This window comes from Paraburkholderia sp. IMGN_8, assembly GCF_038050405.1.
Classification (GTDB): domain Bacteria; phylum Pseudomonadota; class Gammaproteobacteria; order Burkholderiales; family Burkholderiaceae; genus Paraburkholderia.
On record NZ_CP150901.1, the window covers coordinates 3659104 to 3675729 of the forward strand.

The 16626-nt window shown below is 65.8% G+C and carries 10 protein-coding genes; 8 read left to right on the plus strand and 2 right to left on the minus strand.

Features of this window, described 5'->3' with window-relative positions:
• Positions 1–7: 7 nt before the first annotated feature.
• Together WN982_RS37555 and WN982_RS37560 are read right to left on the minus strand one after the other, a co-directional pair.
• Entirely contained in the window at positions 8–1612 is a 1605-nt protein-coding gene (locus WN982_RS37555) for a POTRA domain-containing protein (RefSeq protein ID WP_341317023.1), read from the minus strand.
• Positions 1613–1778: 166 nt separating this feature from the next.
• Positions 1779–3977 carry a CHAT domain-containing tetratricopeptide repeat protein gene (locus tag WN982_RS37560; RefSeq protein ID WP_341317024.1) on the minus strand — a complete coding sequence of 733 codons (2199 nt, stop codon included), beginning with the start codon at positions 3975–3977 and terminating at the stop codon, positions 1779–1781.
• Between the two features lie 282 nt (positions 3978–4259).
• Here WN982_RS37560 and tssJ point away from each other — a divergent pair, with 282 nt between their 5' ends.
• From tssJ to WN982_RS37600, 8 genes are all read left to right on the plus strand, one after another.
• Positions 4260–4793 (plus strand): type VI secretion system lipoprotein TssJ, encoded by a 534-nt coding sequence (tssJ, locus tag WN982_RS37565; RefSeq protein ID WP_341317025.1) that lies wholly within the window; start codon positions 4260–4262, stop codon positions 4791–4793.
• Between the two features lie 155 nt (positions 4794–4948).
• The gene (gene tssK / locus WN982_RS37570) at positions 4949–6280 is read left to right on the plus strand and encodes a type VI secretion system baseplate subunit TssK (protein WP_341317026.1); all 1332 of its coding nucleotides are present in this window, start codon (positions 4949–4951) and stop codon (positions 6278–6280) included.
• Between the two features lie 5 nt (positions 6281–6285).
• Positions 6286–7602 (plus strand): DotU family type VI secretion system protein, encoded by a 1317-nt coding sequence (locus WN982_RS37575; RefSeq protein ID WP_341319555.1) that lies wholly within the window; start codon positions 6286–6288, stop codon positions 7600–7602.
• Positions 7603–7634: 32 nt separating this feature from the next.
• Positions 7635–11258, plus strand: a complete 3624-nt coding sequence (gene tssM, locus WN982_RS37580) for a type VI secretion system membrane subunit TssM (protein ID WP_341317027.1) — start codon at positions 7635–7637, stop codon at positions 11256–11258.
• Positions 11255–12004: a type VI secretion system-associated protein TagF gene (tagF, locus tag WN982_RS37585; RefSeq protein WP_341317028.1), complete on the plus strand. Its 750-nt coding sequence runs from the start codon at positions 11255–11257 to the stop codon at positions 12002–12004. Before tssM ends, tagF begins: the two co-directional genes overlap by 4 nt.
• Positions 12001–13878, plus strand: coding sequence for a protein kinase (locus WN982_RS37590; RefSeq protein WP_341317029.1), 1878 nt, complete (start codon positions 12001–12003; stop codon positions 13876–13878). The genes tagF and WN982_RS37590 overlap by 4 nt, the downstream gene beginning before the upstream one ends.
• A gap of 69 nt (positions 13879–13947) precedes the next feature.
• Entirely contained in the window at positions 13948–15732 is a 1785-nt protein-coding gene (locus WN982_RS37595) for an MltA domain-containing protein (RefSeq protein WP_341317030.1), read from the plus strand.
• 69 nt (positions 15733–15801) lie between these two features.
• Positions 15802–16557: a hypothetical protein gene (locus tag WN982_RS37600; RefSeq protein WP_341317031.1), complete on the plus strand. Its 756-nt coding sequence runs from the start codon at positions 15802–15804 to the stop codon at positions 16555–16557.
• The last annotated feature ends 69 nt before the right edge of the window (positions 16558–16626 follow it).

The following is a 16626-nucleotide window of genomic DNA, read 5'->3' on the forward strand; positions in this document are numbered from 1 at the left end:
GGCTCCTTCAGAACGCCTTCGACAACTGCACATACAGGCGGGGCAGCTTGTCGTCGCCGGTCGTGTCGGCTCGTGTCGTGCGCCAGGCGAGGCTCGCGTCGACGGTAATGCCCGCCGGCCCGGTCCAGTAGAGGCCGAGGCCCGGCCCGCTGCGCGTCACGGTATTGGCGCCCTGGCCGGGAATCGAGCGCGCGTTGTAGCGCCCCACGCCGATATCGAAGAACACGGAAAGCGTGAGCGCCGGAATGACGGCGTAGCGATACGAGACCGTCCCGATCAGTCCTTCGTCGACGACGGCTTCCGATGGCGAATAGGCACGCACCGCGTGCGGGCCGCCGAGCGTGATGCGCGAAGAGCTGTCGAGGTTCTGGTTAGCCCACTGCCCCGAGATGCCGATGAACACGCTCGAATTTGCCGTCACGGCGTTCAGACGGTTCGCGAGCATCGTCATGCGTACGCTGTTGCCTTGCGTGTTGCGCCCGCCTGGCCCCTCGTCGAGCGCGCGGGCAACATCCGAATCGATATTCAGATGCGCGACCGAGAACTCCACTTCCGCGCTGTTAAATCCTCCGCCGAGGAAATCATCGCGACTTTCATAGGACAGCCCGATACTCGCGAGCGAGAGTTTCTGCGGATTGTCGAAGTTCGCGGTACCGATTTTGTCCGTCAGCGAACGATATTCGAGCGCGCCACGCAACAGCAGATTCTGGCTGCGCGAGCGGATCAGCGGATGCGAGACCGAGGCGGTGACGACATCCGCATTGCCTTGCGCATTGAGCGCCGCAAACTCCTGGCCGAGGTAGTAGTACAGATGCGAATACGCGATACCCGCCCGGGTGCCGTTACTGTCGACCGGCGTCTCGTAGCCGACGCGCCCGAAAAAGGTATCCATGCGTTGGGCCGCGAGCAGGTTCATGTCGAAGTTGTCACCGTTCATCAACGGCGACTTGAACCGCCCGACCAGGCCGACGCGTCCGCTGCCGGCTGGCGGCGAGCCATAGTTGTCCACCGCCACGCCAAAATCCCAGCGTCTTGCAGGCTCGATATTGATTGTCAGATCGACCGTGCCGGGCACGTTGCCCGCTTCGAGCGCGGAGGTCACGCGCACGCCGGGCAGGTCGGACAACAGGAGCATCGTGCGTTCGAGGTCGCGCTGCAGCAGCGGCTTGCCCGGCTGGATCGCGGTGAGCCGCGCTTGCACGAGGCTCTCGCGAATCGGCGCGCCCGCAGCGACATTGAGGCGCACGCGGCCGATCTTGCCTTCGAGCACGGTGAACGTCACGTCGCCGCTTGTCACGTCCTGCGGCGGAATCACGACCTGCGCTAGCGCATAACCGCGGTCGTGATACGCCTGCGCAATGCGCGCGGCCATAGCCGTCAGGTCGTTAAGGGAGACTTGCTGGCCGATTTTGTCGCTCACCAGCGGCAACAAGGTGTCGGAGGGCAGCGTATCGTTGCCGGCCAGATGAATGCTGCGCAACTCGAAAGTCTTGCCGTCGGCCACCGGCGGGCTCACGGCCGGCGGTTCCGGCAGCGCGCCCGAGGTTCCGGGTGGCGGCGCGGAGGGCGATGGCCGGGCCTGTTCGTTCAACAGGGTCCCGGCGTTCGGCACCTGCTGCGTTCCGGCCCCCGGGATCTGTTGCGCCCAGGCTCCAGCGCATATCGCGCACGCAAGCGTCATCGGCAGGCAGCGCGCCGCACACGTCAAGGTTCGGGGTGGCGCTCGGCGCCGGGGCGTATCGGGCTCGATGGACATGGGCTTTTTCACGGAAGCGTTCTCATTGCGCGACGGCCAGCCGCCAGCCGCCCATTAGATCGAAAGGAGCCCAGTAGAACGGGTGCGAGAACTTGCTGTTGGCGAGCACGGCGAGTTGCGCGTTGCGCATCGCGTCGATCGCTTCGTCGCCGCGTGTGAGCGACGCGTAGAAGGTGCGCATGGTGAGCGCGGTCGATTCGTCGGAGACCGGCCACATCGAGACGATCAGTGCCGATGCGCCAGCATAGAAGAACGCGCGGGTAAAGCCCATGATCTCGTCGCCGCGCTCGATGCGCCCGAGCGCCGTTTCGCAGGCCGACAGCGTGACAAGCGCGACCGCGTCGAACTTGAGGTTATAGATGTCCTCGGCGAGCAACGAGTCAGGGCCGTCGGCCGGTTGTGACGCGGGCGCGAGCAGAATGCGCGAATGCAGCGGATCGATGGTGTCGGCTTCGGCATGCGTCGCAACATGCACGACGCGGCCGGTCGGCGCGTTGTGGCTGAAAGCCGTGCGGGTCACCGCGGTCTGCAGAAACGTCTCGTGCCTGGTGAAAAGCGGCGCGATGCCGCGCACTTCGGCCTCGGCGCCGGGCAGATCGAACTCCGGCGCGATGCGCGGATTGCCGAACGCGACGAGATCGCTCGCCACCCGCTGCTGCCGGTGCACGAGCTGCACTGCGACGCTCGCCGAAGGCGCGAGCGCGATCGGATGCTGCTGGATCAGAAAGCCCTGCGCGTTGCGCAGCGCCTGAAACGGCATGTAGTGCAGTGCGCCGTTGGGTACGATGATGAGCCGCTCGTTGGGCCGCAAGCCAAGCGGCTCGATCAGCAGCGTGTCGAGTCGGCTTCCATAGGTGAGCGCCTGCGGACGTCCGCGAACGATGGCGTTGCGGAAGTCGCTGACGGCAAGCGCCATGTCCTTGCGGGTGATCGGCAGCGTTGTGCCCTTGAGGCTGTCGGCGCGCACAACCCATACGATCATCTCGCGCGGCAGGCTGTGAAACTCGACGATCGCCTCGTCCGGCCGCAGCGTCGCACGCACTTCGTCGAGCGACAGCACGCGGCCGTTCAACTGCTGCGTGTCCACGCCGACCGCGAGACGATTGCGCACGACGTCGAGCAGCGCGCGCCCGCGACTGCGTTCCGACAGCGCCCACGCAGTCGCGTAGTCGCCATCCTCGACAACGAGCGCGATGGTTTCCTCGAACACGGTCTGCGTATCGGCGAAGAGACCGGTCTTGAACTCGTCGCTGCGAAAGCGAGCGCGGACGGTCTCGGAGTCGTCGAGCGCCTGCAGCCACGCCGCGCGCGTCTGCGCGCGCTGACCGAGCACGAGATAGGCTCGGCCCATGCCCTCGTGTGCCCACAGGTTTTCATAGCTCCCATCGCCGTGCTCGCTCTTCGTGACGCCCGCCGCGAACGCGGCGAGCGCGTCCTGCGGTTTGCCTTCGGCGAGTAGAAGATTGCCCTGGATACGCCGGTAGAACGGCGCAAGCAGAGAATCCTGCGCCGCGCTCGCCTGATCGAAAGTCGCGCGCGCGGCGGCGGGGTCGCCAGCTTCGATCTGCGCGTTGGTCAGCGAAAGGAGCACCAGGGGCCGATAGCGCGGCGACGCGGTGTCGAGTGCGGCTCGATATTCGCTGATGGCGGTGGCGGTGTTCGACTTGCGCGCGGCGACGTCACCAAGCACCTTGTGCACAGGCGCGAGAACCTGCTCGCGGTTCTTCGCGCCACCAGCAAGCGCTTCGTTTGCATAGCGCTGCGCATCGTCGAGGTCACCCGCATAGCTATAGGCGATCGCGAGGTCGCGCTTCGACAAGGCCAGCAGATCGGTGTCGTCGGTCTGCTGCGCGACGAGCAGCGCGCGCGAGGCCGCTTCGATGCTCTGCCTGAAATCGCCGCGTTCGGCGGCGGCGACCGCCATGCTGCAATACGCATAGCCGTCGAGCTTGACCTGATCGCGCTCGAGCAGCAGACGGCCTTCCTTCGACAGCGACTGGATCGTTTCGGCGTCGCGGGCCCGCGCTTCCGCCTGCCTCGCAACGGGCGTGAGCGGCGCATCCTGCGCCCTTGCGCCGGTTGGGACGGCGAGCGAGGCGAGTAGACAGACAATCACGCCCGATGCGACTGCCACGGCGAGCCGCGCCGTCGCCGCGCACCGGTGTGGTGCGGGCCCCGCGGCCCCTCGCCGCGCCGCCTGGACATGCTGAATCGGATTCACGAGCGATTCCGTCGGAAATCGTGGAACGACGGCCGTCGGACACAAGCACGCACGATCGGCCACGAGACACCGTATTTCCCAGCCGCCCGGCTTCAGCCGTGCCGCTGTTCGGATAGACGAACCAGCCGGCAAAATTTAAAAATAACACCCGCTGATTCGTCTGCTAGCCAACATTGCCCAAGCGGGCAGCAGCCGCTTGCGTGCCGTCGCTTCGCGTGCCTGACGTACCATCCGTAACTCTGAGCGCGCTCCGGCGGCTTTGGCTCGGGACAGAAAAACGCCATGCAAGATATCGATTCGAGTGCCGGGTGCCGTGCGCGCCCGTTGCGCCTGTTCGCGCCGGGATTGGCTCGTTCGTCCGTATTCGCGCTCGTCTACGTACTCATGCTCGTGCTGGCCTCGGGGTGTAAGTCTCCCCCGCCGCCGCCCCCTCCGACCGCTGTCAAGGTCAGCGTTGCGGTGCTCGCCGCGGCGAACCCGGATAGCAGCGGACGGCCGTCGCCGATCGTCGTTCGCGTCTATGAACTGAAATCGACCGCCGCATTCGACAGCGCCGACTTCTTCACGCTGTACGGCAAGGACCAGGCGACGCTCGGCGCGGACCTAAACGCAAAGAGCGAATTCCTGCTGCGCCCCGGGGAAAGCAGAAGCTTCGAACAGACCGTGCAGCCTGGCACGAAATTCATCGCGGTCGTCGCGGCGTATCGCGACATTGAGCGCTCGCGCTGGCGAGCCACGGCCCCTGTGCCGCCGAACAAGACAACGCCCCTAGCTGTGAAGATCGATGCCGCCGACGTCGTCATCGGGCCGCCTTGAGCGTCCGTTGTGTGACAAGCGCAATCGGTCTCACAAGCACGTTTGCAAATTTCGTCCGGATCAATCGTTCTTAAAGGTGGGCGCGCCGCAGGACAACTTGCGCCCGCAAGGACCTCCCACGCAGTGCGAGGCGTTGTCCGCCGATGCGAGCCACTATGACCTGGCACCAACGAATGATCTGGTCCGAGGGGTTATTCCTGGAGCCCCAGCATTTTCAGCAGCACGACCGCTTCATCGAACATCTGGTCCGTTCGCATGGACGAGCGACCGAGGCGTGGGCGTGGGGTTGGGTCGCGTGCATGCTTGATGAGGTCGCGCTCGGCCTCGGCAAGGTCGCGGTCGCCTCGGCGTTCGGCGTGCTGCCCGACGGTACCGCGTTCTCGTTTCCCGACGAGGCGCCTGCACCGCCGCCGCTTGACGTCCCCGCCGGCACGCGTGACGAAATGGTGGTGCTCGCGTTGCCGCTCTCACGCAACGGCGCAAAGGAGATCGACGTGGAAGGCGGCCCCGCTGACGGCCTGCGTTACGTGGCTGCCGACACGGCCGTCACGGATGTCACCACGAGTACCGACCGTGTGGCCGAAATGCGCATCGGCATGCCGAATCTGCGCCTGATGCTCGCGCGCGACGCTACCGATGCCTACGCGACGATCGGTCTCGCTCGCATCGTCGAACGACGCGCGGATAACCGCGTGCTGCTGGATGCCCGCTACATCCCGCCGATGCTCCACGCGCTAGCGCAGCCGCAACTGCTCGGCTACGTGCAGGAACTCGCGGGCCTTTTGCATCAACATGCCGACCGTCTCGCCGCGCGCATCGCCAAGCCGGGACGCGGTGGGGTCGCGGAGGTCGCCGACTTCCTGCTGCTGCAAACCTTGAACCGCTTCGAGCCCCAGTGCGTGCACTTGCTGCACGTGCCGCTGTTGCATCCGGAGCGCGCCTATCAGTTCGCCATCGCGCTCGCGGGCGATCTGGCCACCTTCGACGAACGCCGCCGTGCGCTCACCTATCCGCCGTACCGCCACGACGACCTCGAAGCGTCTTTCGAGCCGGTAATGCGCGAGTTGCGCCAGTTGCTCTCGCAGGTGCGCGAACCGGACGCCGTCGCGATCGAATTGCAGAACCGCAAGTCCGGCGTACGCGTTGCGACGATCAACGATCTCGACCTCGTGAAGAAAGCCGGCTTCGTACTCGCGGCCAACGCGCAGATGCCGGGCGAAGCGCTGCGCGTGCGCTTCCCGACGCAGGTCAAGGTTGCGCCGGCCGACCGCATCCGCGATCTCGTCAATCTGGCGCTGCCGGGCATCGGACTACGCGCCATGCCGGTCGCGCCACGGCAGATTCCGTTTCACGCGGGCTTCAGCTATTTCGAGCTCGATCGCGGCAGCGACCTCTGGAAGGAGCTCGAACAGACCGGCAACCTCGCGATGTATATCGCGGGTGAGTTTCCCGGGCTCGAACTGGAATTCTGGGCGATTCGCCAGTGACCGACATGACGAGCGACGATCCGTTCGCGGGCTTCGAACCCGATCAGACGATGATCAAGCCGAACCCCGGCGCGCGTCACCGTCCTGACGCGGCCAGCGTACCTTTCCCGGCCGGGACGAGCGGTGGCGACGCGGGCGAGCCCACGCTCGATGCCGTGTTCGCCGCATCGGGACAAGGCGGCTCGCTCAATCCGCTCATCGCCGCGTGCGCGCCGCTGCTGCGTCTCGCCCCGCAGATCCGCGCGATGACATCCTGCGCCGACCCTGCTGCGCTGCGTGACGCGCTCGCGCACGGCATGCGGCGCTTCGAGACACAGGCGCGCGCCAGCGGTATCGCGGCCGAGCATGTCACGGCGGCGCGCTATATCGTGTGCACGATGCTCGACGAGGCGGCGTCAGGCACGCCGTGGGGCGCAGGCGTTTGGGCACGCCAGAGCCTTCTCGTCACGTTCCACAACGAGACGTGGGGGGGCGAGAAGGTGTTCCAGTTGCTCGCGAGGCTTGCGCAAAAGCCCGCGCAACACCTGCAGCTGCTCGAACTGATGAGCGTCGTGCTGGCGCTCGGCTTCGAGGGCCGTTATCGCGTCGCGGGCGAGGGCCGCCAGACGCTGGACGCGGTGCGAGGGCGCCTGTATCAGCTGATCCGCAAGGAGCGCGGCGATCCGGAGCGCGCCTTGTCGCCTCACTGGCAAGGCGTCGCGGCAGCGCGCAGCCGTGTCACCGAGGTGCTGCCGGTCTGGGTCGTCGGCGCGTTCGCACTGCTGGTGCTCGTCACGGCTTATCTCGCGATGAGCTTCCATCTGAGCCGCCTGTCGGATCCCGCGTTCAATACCATCGCGTCGATCCGCGCGGGCGCGACGCGCCCCATCGTCATTACGCCCGCAGCAAAGCCGCGGGTCGCGGAGTTCCTCGCGCCGGAAATCCGCGACGGCCTCGTCACGGTGAGCGATCAGGTCGACCGTTCGGTCATCACGATTCGCGGCGACGGTATCTTCAAGGCCGGCAGCGCGGTCGTCTCCGACCGGGTAAAGCCATTGATGCAGCGCATCGCGGCGGCGCTCAACGCCGTGCCGGGCAACGTGCTCGTCACAGGCCACACCGACGACCAGCCGATCCGCTCCGCGCGCTATCCGTCGAACTGGGAACTGTCGCAGGAGCGCGCCGCGAACGTGCGCGACCTGCTTGCGGCGACTGTTGCGCCCGCACGCCTGAAGGCCGAAGGCCAGGGAGACGCCGACCCGGTCGCGCCGAACGACACGCCCGCAGGTCGGGCCCTCAACCGGCGCGTGGAAGTGACGCTTTACGCCAAACCCGGCGCGTGAGCCGGGCCTAGCATACGACAGCGGATCTCGACATGAAGAAAATCCTGTCGATCGTGTTTCATCCAATCCTGCTGCTGATAGTGGGCCTGGTTCTGGTCGCCGGCGTCATCTGGCTCGTCGGTCCGCTCGTCTCGGTCGCACGCACCTACCCGCTCGAATCGGAGACCGCACGGTTCGTCGCGATCGGCTGCGTCGTGCTGCTCGTCATCTTACGGAGACTCCTCGCGGCCTGGCGCGCCCGGCATGTTCAGGCGGCGCTCGCCGACGGACTCTCCGAGCGCACCAAACCTCCGCAGGTGGCGCCGCCCTCGCCCGGTGATGCCGAGGTCGCAACGCTGCACGAGCGCTTCGACGAGGCGCTCTCGATCCTCCGGCAGGCGCGCGTCGCGGCATCGGGCAAAAAGCCTGGCTGGCGCGACTGGGCGTCGCTCTCGTCGCGGCAGTATCTGTATCAACTGCCGTGGTATATGTTCATCGGCGCGCCCGGCTCGGGCAAGACCACGGCGCTAATCCACTCCGGCCTGCGCTTTCCGCTCGCGGACCGCTTTGGCACGGACCGGATCAGAGGCGTCGGCGGAACGCGGAACTGCGACTGGTGGTTCACTGACGAAGCCGTGCTAATCGACACCGCAGGCCGCTACACGACACACGAAAGCGACCGTGATGCGGACCGTGCCGCGTGGCAGGGTTTTCTCGGACTGCTCAAAAAGACGCGGCCGCGTCAGCCGATCAACGGCGTGCTGCTCACAGTGAGCGTGCCTGACCTCCTTGGTTCAACACCTGTAGGCATGGCCGAGATGGGTGAAGCTCTGCGCGCGCGCGTTCGCGAACTGGCCGAGCAGTTCGGCACGCGCTTTCCGATCTATGTGCTCGTGACCAAGACGGATCTGCTCGCTGGCTTCGCCGAGTTTTTCGCGGATATGACCAAGGAGGCACGCGCGCAGGTCTTCGGCTTCACGCTGCCCTATCAACCCGACGCACCTAACGCGGCGAACGCGTTCGATGCGCGCGTCGTCGAGGAACTCGACGCACTGGAAGCGCGGCTCGTCGCCTGCGTACCCGAGCGGCTCCACGCGGAAACCGGCTTGCCGCAACGCGCGGCGATTCTCGGCTTTCCGCAGCAATTCTCAGCGCTCAAGCCCGTGCTCGCCGAGTTTCTGCGTACAACCTTCGTACAGTCCCGCCACGACGAGACGCAGCTCGTGCGCGGCGTCTATTTCACAAGCGGCACACAGGAAGGCACGCCTATCGACCGCGTGATGGGATCGATTGCGCGCGCCTTCGGCGTCGAGCGCAGCGTGCAGTTGCCACGCACAGCGAGCGGGCGCAGCTTCTTCATCGAAAAGCTACTGAGCGAGGTCGTGTTCGCTGAGCAGGGACTTGCCGGCTCGAACCTCAAGTGGGCGCGGCGACGGCATCTCCGGCTGCTCGCCGCGTATGTCGCGATCACAGTCGCCGCGGCCGGCGCGCTGGCGCTCTGGGGCACGAGCTATCTGAGCAACCGCACCTATGTCGCAAGCGTCGATCAGGCTGCGCGCACGGCGCAGGCCGCGGCCGCAGGCACGACTTCGGCAAACGCAAGTCTCGTCGCACTGCTGCCGCTACTTTCGACGGTGCGCAATCTTTCGTCGACAACGCAGGTCGATGCCGGGCATCCGCCGCTCCCCATGCAGTGGGGCCTGTGGCAGGGACGCAAGCTCGACGCGGCCGCCGACGCTGCCTACCAGCGCCTCCTGACTGACCTGTTCTTGCCGAAGCTCGCGGCAAGGATCGAGGAACAGGCGCGCAGCGCGAATGCGGCGAACACGGGGTACGCCTACGAAGCGCTCAAGGCATATCTTATGATCAATGAGCCCGACCATCAGGATCCCGATGCCCTCAAGGCCTGGATCCTCACCGACTGGGACCGCACACTGCCGCGCGAGGTTGGCAACGACGAGCGCGCGGCGTTGATCGCGCATCTCGACGCGCTGCTCGCGCGCGGCGCCGTGCATTCGAACCTGCCGTTCGATGAAGGACTCGTCAGTCACGTGCGCGCGATGCTCGTCTCCAATCCGCTCGCGCAGCGCGTCTACGGGCGGCTCAAGCAGCAAGGCGTCGGCGCCGACTTTCCGGAGTTCACGGTGGCGCGCGCGGGCGGCCCGAACGCGTCGATCGTGTTCGTGCGCGCGAGCGGCGCGCCTCTCACCAAGGGTGTGCCGGGCCTCTATTCCTTCGACGGTTACCATCAGGCGTTCCTCAAGGCGACCGATCAGGTGGCCGTGCAACTCGCGTTAGAGGAGCCGTGGGTGCTCGGCATCCGCGATCAGAGCGGTCTGCCGCGCGGCGACCCGGCCGCGATGCAGCGCTTGACCGAAGACGTGCGCCTGCTCTACCTGCAGGACTACGCGCACATCTGGAGCGCGTTTCTCGACGACATCCGCATCGTGCGCGCAACGACGCTCACGCAGGCCACGCAGATCGCACGCATCCTCTCCGCGCCGGATTCGCCGCTTGCATCGCTCGCTCGCGCGGCCTCGCGCGAGACGACGCTCAGCGCGAAGCCAGAGGGAGAAGCGAGCGTCATCGACAAGGCGAACGACAAGCTCGCGGCCACGCGCGACAAGCTGCTGAAGATCATCGGCGAGCCCGACCCGACGAAGGTCGCGCCCGTGACGTCGGGCAAACAGTTGGAGAGCATCGTCGACGACCGTTTCACTGGCCTGCGCGCGCTCGTCGCGAGTCCCGGCGCCGGGCAGCCCGCGCCGATCACTCAGACGATCGGGCTCATCAACGATATGTACGTGTACCTGAACGCTACCGACGAGGCGCTGCAGCAGAAGACCGCGCCGCCCGTCTCCGATGTGCCGTCGAAGTTGCGGGCGCAGGCCGAACGCATGCCCGAACCGATCCGTGCGGCGCTCGTCGATCTCGGTAGCGAGGGCGCGATCGAGACGCAGGACGCGAGACGCGCGAACCTCTCGGCGGACCTGAAGGAGTCGGTCTCCGCGTTCTGCAACCGCGCTGTGACCGGTCGCTACCCGTTCAATCAGTCGTCGGCGAGCGACGTGCTGCCCGAGGACTTCGGCGCGCTCTTCGCACCCGGTGGCAAGTTCGACCAGTTCTTCCAGAAGAACCTCGCCGCCGACGTCGACCTATCGACCAAGCCGTGGGCGTTCAAGAAGGTCGACGAGTCGCAGACCCAGATCAGCCCAGCCGGCCTCGCGCAGTTCGAGCGCGCGGCGACGATCCGCGACGTTTTCTTCCACGCGGGAGGCAAGGCACCGTCGCTGACGCTGCAGTTCAAGCCGGTGGAAATGGACCCGTCGATCCTGCAACTCGTGCTCGATGTCGACGGCCAGGTCCTGTCCTATGCGCACGGTCCGCAGGTCGCAACGACCATCCAGTGGCCCGGCACGCGCGGTAGTGGGCGCGTGAGCCTGCAACTGACGCCGCCGCCGACGAGCGGGGCGAGCAATCTCATGTTCGAGGGTCCGTGGGCGCTCTTTCGCATGTTCGACCGGCTCGATATCAAGCCCACCGGACAGCCCGAGCGCTTTTTCGTGACCTTCGACGTGGAAGGTCGCAAGGCGCGCTTCGAGGTCACGGCGAACAGCGTGGAGAACCCGTTCCGGCTCGCCGACCTGCACGCCTTCTCTTGCCCGGCACGGCTATGAGCGACAAGCTTCCCCCCGACCTCGCGCCGGCGGGCGTTGCCGAAGCCGCCATCGCCGGCTGGTACGGCAAGCTGCCGTCGCTCGGCGACTTCGCCACGCGGCGCCTCTCCGACGGCTTCGTCGAGCCTTGGGACGCGTGGCTTTGCGAACGTATCACCGAAACGAAGTTGCGGCTTGGCGAGCGCTGGCTCTCGCTATATCTCACCTGCCCGGTCTGGCGCTTTTTCGCGATGCCGGGCGCGATCGCCCCCGAACTGAGTGAATGCTGGACCGGCGTGCTGATGCCGTCGGTTGACCGCGTCGGGCGGCATTTTCCGTTCACGATTGCCGCCGCCCTGCCGAGTGCGCCCGCGACCGGCCGCGAGATCAACCGCATCTGGCAGTGGCTGTCCGAGATCGAGACAGTGGCGCTCGCCGCGCTCGATTTCGATCACACTATCGAGCGGCTCGACGCGCAGCTCGCAACCCTGCCGGTGCCGGCGGTGACGCGCTACGAACAGCGGGCGGCGGTGTTGAGCGCGCCGTGGACCGTGGCGCTCTCCACCGAGTTTGCCGAGCAACTGGCAAAAGAGTTCGCGCCGATCTGGCAGGCCGAGATCCACGGCATGAGCATTTGGACTGCCGCGCAAGGCGCGGACGAAGATCAAGGCGTCGAACCTGCTCAACGTACGCTCACGATCTGGCCAACTTGCGGGATGCCCGACAACGACCTCTTCACCACCATGCTGCTGAATCGAGAACCATGAGCGAGCCCGGCCACGTTCCGGACGTTCCCGGACAATTGCCGGAAGGCGATAGGACCGTGATCGTCAGCATCGCGCGGGGAGGCGCGAACCCGTCGCAGCAAGCAACTGCGGCAGCGGGTGGACACAACACATTGCCGCCCGGCACGCGCCTCGGCGAATTCGAGATCGTCGGCCTGATCGGCGAAGGCGGCTTCGGCATCGTGTATCTCGCCTATGACACGTCGCTTGGCCGGCACGTCGCGCTGAAGGAGTATATGCCGTCGGCACTGGCGGCGCGCGTGAGCGCCACCGAAGTGCAGGTGAAGTCCGAGCGGCACGAGAGCACGTTCCGCGCAGGCCTGAAGAGTTTCATTAACGAAGCGCGCATCCTCGCGCAGTTCGATCATCATTCGCTCGTCAAGGTGTATCGCTTCTGGGAGGCGAACGGCACCGCGTACATGGTCATGCCGTATTACAAGGGTGTGACGCTCAAGGAGGCGCTCAAGGCGATGGGTGCGCCACCCGACGAGCGCTGGTTGCGCACGCTGCTCGTGCCGGTGCTCGATGCGCTCTCGGTGCTGCATGCGGCGAACTGCTATCACCGCGACATCGCGCCCGACAACATCATCCTGCTCGAAGGCAGCGGGCGTCCTGTGCTGCTCGATTTCGGCGCGGCGCGGCGCGTGATCGGCGACATGACGCAAGCTCTCACTGTGATCCTCAAGCCGGGCTATGCGCCAATCGAGCAATACGCCGAAGTGCCGACTCTCAGACAGGGTGCGTGGAGCGATCAGTACGCGCTCGCGGCCGTCGTGTACTTTGCGATCGTCGGCAAGACACCACCGCCTTCGGTAGGGCGCATGGTGAGCGACAACTACCAGCCGCTCGGAAAGCTCGCTGCTGGCCGATACTCGGAGCGATTTCTACGGGCTATCGATCGCGCTCTCGCCGTGATGCCCGCCGACCGGCCGCAGACTGTGCAGCAGTTCGCCGCCGAACTCGGCATCGCGCTTGACGGACCGCCGCAGCATGCAGGACGGCATTCGGACACCAGCGGAGTGCTGTCCCGCCCCGGTAACGATTCGAGCGCGGCGCCGGCGCGCAAGCGCGTTGTTTGGGCCAGCGCGGCCGCCGTGATGCTCGCGGCTGCGGGCGTGGGTGCGTGGTGGCTGCACGAACGCGTGCCGACTCCGGCACGCAGTTCCGCACAATCGACGGCCGCACCCGGTTCGTCGAGTACGCTTGCATTGCGAACGCCAAACACAGCATCGGCGAATCGCGTTGAGCCACCCGTCGCGAGCAGCGCGCCGGGGAACCAATCCGCATCGTCTAGCGTCCGGCGACAACCTCCGTCCTCATCCTTGCCGCCCTTCACTGCGTCCGGCGAACTCGCCCGCATCGCGGCCCTAGCTGACCCCGAGATCCAGGTCAAGGTCGATCTTCCGGTGCCGCGCGCGGTCGTGAACCGGGACAAACTGCGCTTCTCGCTGACGAGTAACCGCGCTGGCTATGTCTTCGTGTTCGTGGTCGATCCCGCCGACCAGTACCTGCTGCTATTTCCCAACGAACTTGACCACGAAAACCAGATCGCACCGGGCAAGCGTCTCGTTCTGCCGCGTCCCAGTTGGCCGATGCTCGCAGGAGAACCGCTGGGAGCGAATCATTTCGTCGCGATAGTTTCGCTCGCGCCGCGCGATTTTTCCGCGCTCGGCTTGACGCACGATTCCGTGTTTGCGAGTCTGCCGCGCGCCGCGCAGGAGGCGGCCGCGGCGCAGCGCAGCCCGACCTGGTCGCCGTTCGCCGGCGCGGCGCAGTGCAGCGAAGCGGGCTCGCCGTGCCCGCAGCAGTATGGCGCGGTCACCTTCAAAATCGATGTCGTGAAATCGTCTAAGTAGCGGGGCCACCCCAGGTGTAGGCACGGCCGGTTCAGGCGCGAAGCAGACAGTTGCAGGACGAGGACAATCATGGGCACCACACGGACCTGCCATGCCGCGCTCGCCGGCACACTGTGCGTAGCACTGATCGGTTGCGGCACCCCTCAGCCGCCGCAGACGTCGAGCCAGCCCGCACCGGACGCTGGCGTCATGCAAGGCGACGCGAACGCGTCAACACAGTTGATGCCCGCCGTCGGCGCGGATGCGGGCGTCACGTACCCGCTCGCGAGCGCTCCGTCGTCGGAACTCGCGGGCACCGCTACAGCCTTCGCGACCCGAAACGCACTCTATGAACCCGTGCGTTTCGCCGACTTACCGGGTTGGAGCCGCGACGATGTCGAACAGTCGTGGGAGGCGTTCAAACGTAGTTGTGCCGTGCTCGCCGGCAAACCGGGATGGTCGGCGCCGTGTGTGGCTGCGGGCAGCGTTGATGCACGCAGCGCCGCGTCGGTGCGGCACTTCTTCGAGCAGAACTTCACCGCCTACCAGATCCGCAACGTGGACAGGAGCACGAGTGGTTTGCTCACCGGCTACTACGAACCGACACTCAACGGCAGCCGCAAGCGTGGCGCGCCTTATGTGTACCCGGTCTATGGCGTGCCGCGCGACATGCTATTTCTCGATCAGAGACGCCTGCCGCCGAACGCGCGCGATACGGCGATCGCCGCGCGCATCGAAAACCACAACGTCATTCCGCTGACCTCAGTATCGAGCGGCAACCTGAAAGGTGTCTACGCGCTGGAGTTGGGCGACAGCGTTCCCGATATTCGCGATAAGAAGCTACGCCTGCGGCTCGCCGGCAACCGCATCGTGCCGTACTATTCGCGCGCCGAGATCGAGCGCGGGCGTTTGAATGCGCCGGTCCTCGCGTATGTCGAAGACCCCGCGATGCTCTATGCGATGCAACTGCAAGGAGCCGGACGAATCCGCCAGCCCGACGGTTCGATTCTGCGACTCGCGTACGCGGAGCAGAACGGCTTTGCGTTCAATCCGCCGATCGCGAAAGCAAGCACGAAGGGACGCAAGATCCTCGTACGCGGCGTCGAGATCGATATGGAAGAAGGCGCAGTGAATGCAGAAGCATCGAGCGACGGGGGCGCCTCGACAGACGATGTGCCGCAGTCGCCACTTTTGCGCGGTGCGGGCGCAGCCGAAACGGCGAGCCCAGCCGCGCCAGACGACGCGGGCACTGCCGACAGTGGACCGACTTCACCGCTCCTGCGCGGCTTCAACCTCGTCAAGGGGACCACGCCGGCAGTACACCCGGCGCGCGCGAGCACTCCTGGCAGCGCGGGCCAACCGCAAGTCCAGCAAACCGCAGTGGGCGCAAGCGACGGTCAATCGTTGTCTGGCAAGCCCATCAACTACCTCTTCGCGACATCGGACCCAAGCTACGTTTTCTTCAAAACGATTCCGGATTCGGCCAACGGACCCATCGGCGCACTTGGCGTGCCACTGTCGGCGGGGCGCTCGGCCGCGATCGATCCGCGCACGACGCCGCTAGGCGCACCGGTGTTCGTCAGCACAGGCGAAGCGCCATTGGGCGTCGTGCCGATGACCCGCCTTCTGATGGCGCAGGACGCAGGCGGCGCGATTCGAGGCGCGGTGCGCGTCGACTTCTTTTTCGGCTCCGGCCCCCAGGCGCAGGTGCAGGCGAGCAAAATCCGGCAACCTGCGCAAATGTGGGTGCTGTTGCCCAAGGGCCTGAGAATTGCCGCCAAGGAGTCGCGCGTGCGCGTGAGGGGCGCAGCGCTTGCTCCAACCCTCGATTGCGTCGTGAACGATCCTGATCTGTGCGTCGAGAATGGGCAGTGAGACAGCCTGTCAAAGAGGAGCTGCGCAGGTTTGCGCCGGCTCACGCGCGAACCCGGGAACACACCTCGCATGGATCAACATAACGTCCTGATCGGCGTGCCGACCTACCGCGACGAAGTGCACGTCAACTTCGCGTTTTCGCTCGTCAACACGACGCGGGCGCTAACCGATGCAGGCGCGAAATTTCAGATGATGCATGTCGGCTCGTCCCACATTACGCGTGCCCGCAATCTCTTCGCGAACTATTTTCTAGACCATCCGGACTTCACGCACCTCCTCTTTCTCGACACCGACATGCACTTTCCGGCGGATGCGGTAATGAAACTGCTGCGGGCAAACAGGAGCGTCGCGGGCGTCGCGTACCCGTACCGGCGCGTTGACCTGACCCGTCGGATCGAACCAACGGACAGCGGCCTCTCGATGCGCGACTGGCTGGAAAAGCACGCCGACTATACCGTGCTGGTAAAAAGCAATCCGGAGGGCCGCGCACAGGTCGTCGACGGCTTTGTCGAGGCCGAACATATCGGCACCGGCATCCTGCTGATGCAGCGTAACGCTTTCGAGTCTGCGAGGCCATTCGCCGCGTGTTTCGCACCGCCGGAACAATACAGGTCGCTCATCCCCAGCGGCAACTTTTATGGCTTCTTCGACACAATCGAGGAGCGCGGCGCGTACCTGTCAGAAGATCTGTCCTTCTGCCGTCGAGCGCGCCTCGGCGGCTGCAAGATCTGGGCTCTGGTCGATCAAACGGTCGTGCACTACGGCGCGTCGGAAGTCGCCGGGCAATATTTGCGGGCGCTGCAGTTGCGCGGCAATGTCGGCTAGTTGCATCCGCTTAGCATCGCGACATACGCTGAATGCAAAGCACGCGCTTTCCCGCGCGGTCGCATCATC

What these genes read in the sequence shown, in the direction of transcription:
- tssJ (WP_341317025.1), top strand. Translation starts at nt 4,260, where the DNA reads ATGCAAGATATCGATTCGAGTGCCGGGTGCCGTGCGCGCCCGTTGCGC.
- tssK (WP_341317026.1), top strand. Translation starts at nt 4,949, where the DNA reads ATGACCTGGCACCAACGAATGATCTGGTCCGAGGGGTTATTCCTGGAG.
- WN982_RS37575 (WP_341319555.1), top strand. Translation starts at nt 6,286, where the DNA reads ATGACGAGCGACGATCCGTTCGCGGGCTTCGAACCCGATCAGACGATG.
- tssM (WP_341317027.1), top strand. Translation starts at nt 7,635, where the DNA reads ATGAAGAAAATCCTGTCGATCGTGTTTCATCCAATCCTGCTGCTGATA.
- tagF (WP_341317028.1), top strand. Translation starts at nt 11,255, where the DNA reads ATGAGCGACAAGCTTCCCCCCGACCTCGCGCCGGCGGGCGTTGCCGAA.
- WN982_RS37590 (WP_341317029.1), top strand. Translation starts at nt 12,001, where the DNA reads ATGAGCGAGCCCGGCCACGTTCCGGACGTTCCCGGACAATTGCCGGAA.
- WN982_RS37595 (WP_341317030.1), top strand. Translation starts at nt 13,948, where the DNA reads ATGGGCACCACACGGACCTGCCATGCCGCGCTCGCCGGCACACTGTGC.
- WN982_RS37600 (WP_341317031.1), top strand. Translation starts at nt 15,802, where the DNA reads ATGGATCAACATAACGTCCTGATCGGCGTGCCGACCTACCGCGACGAA.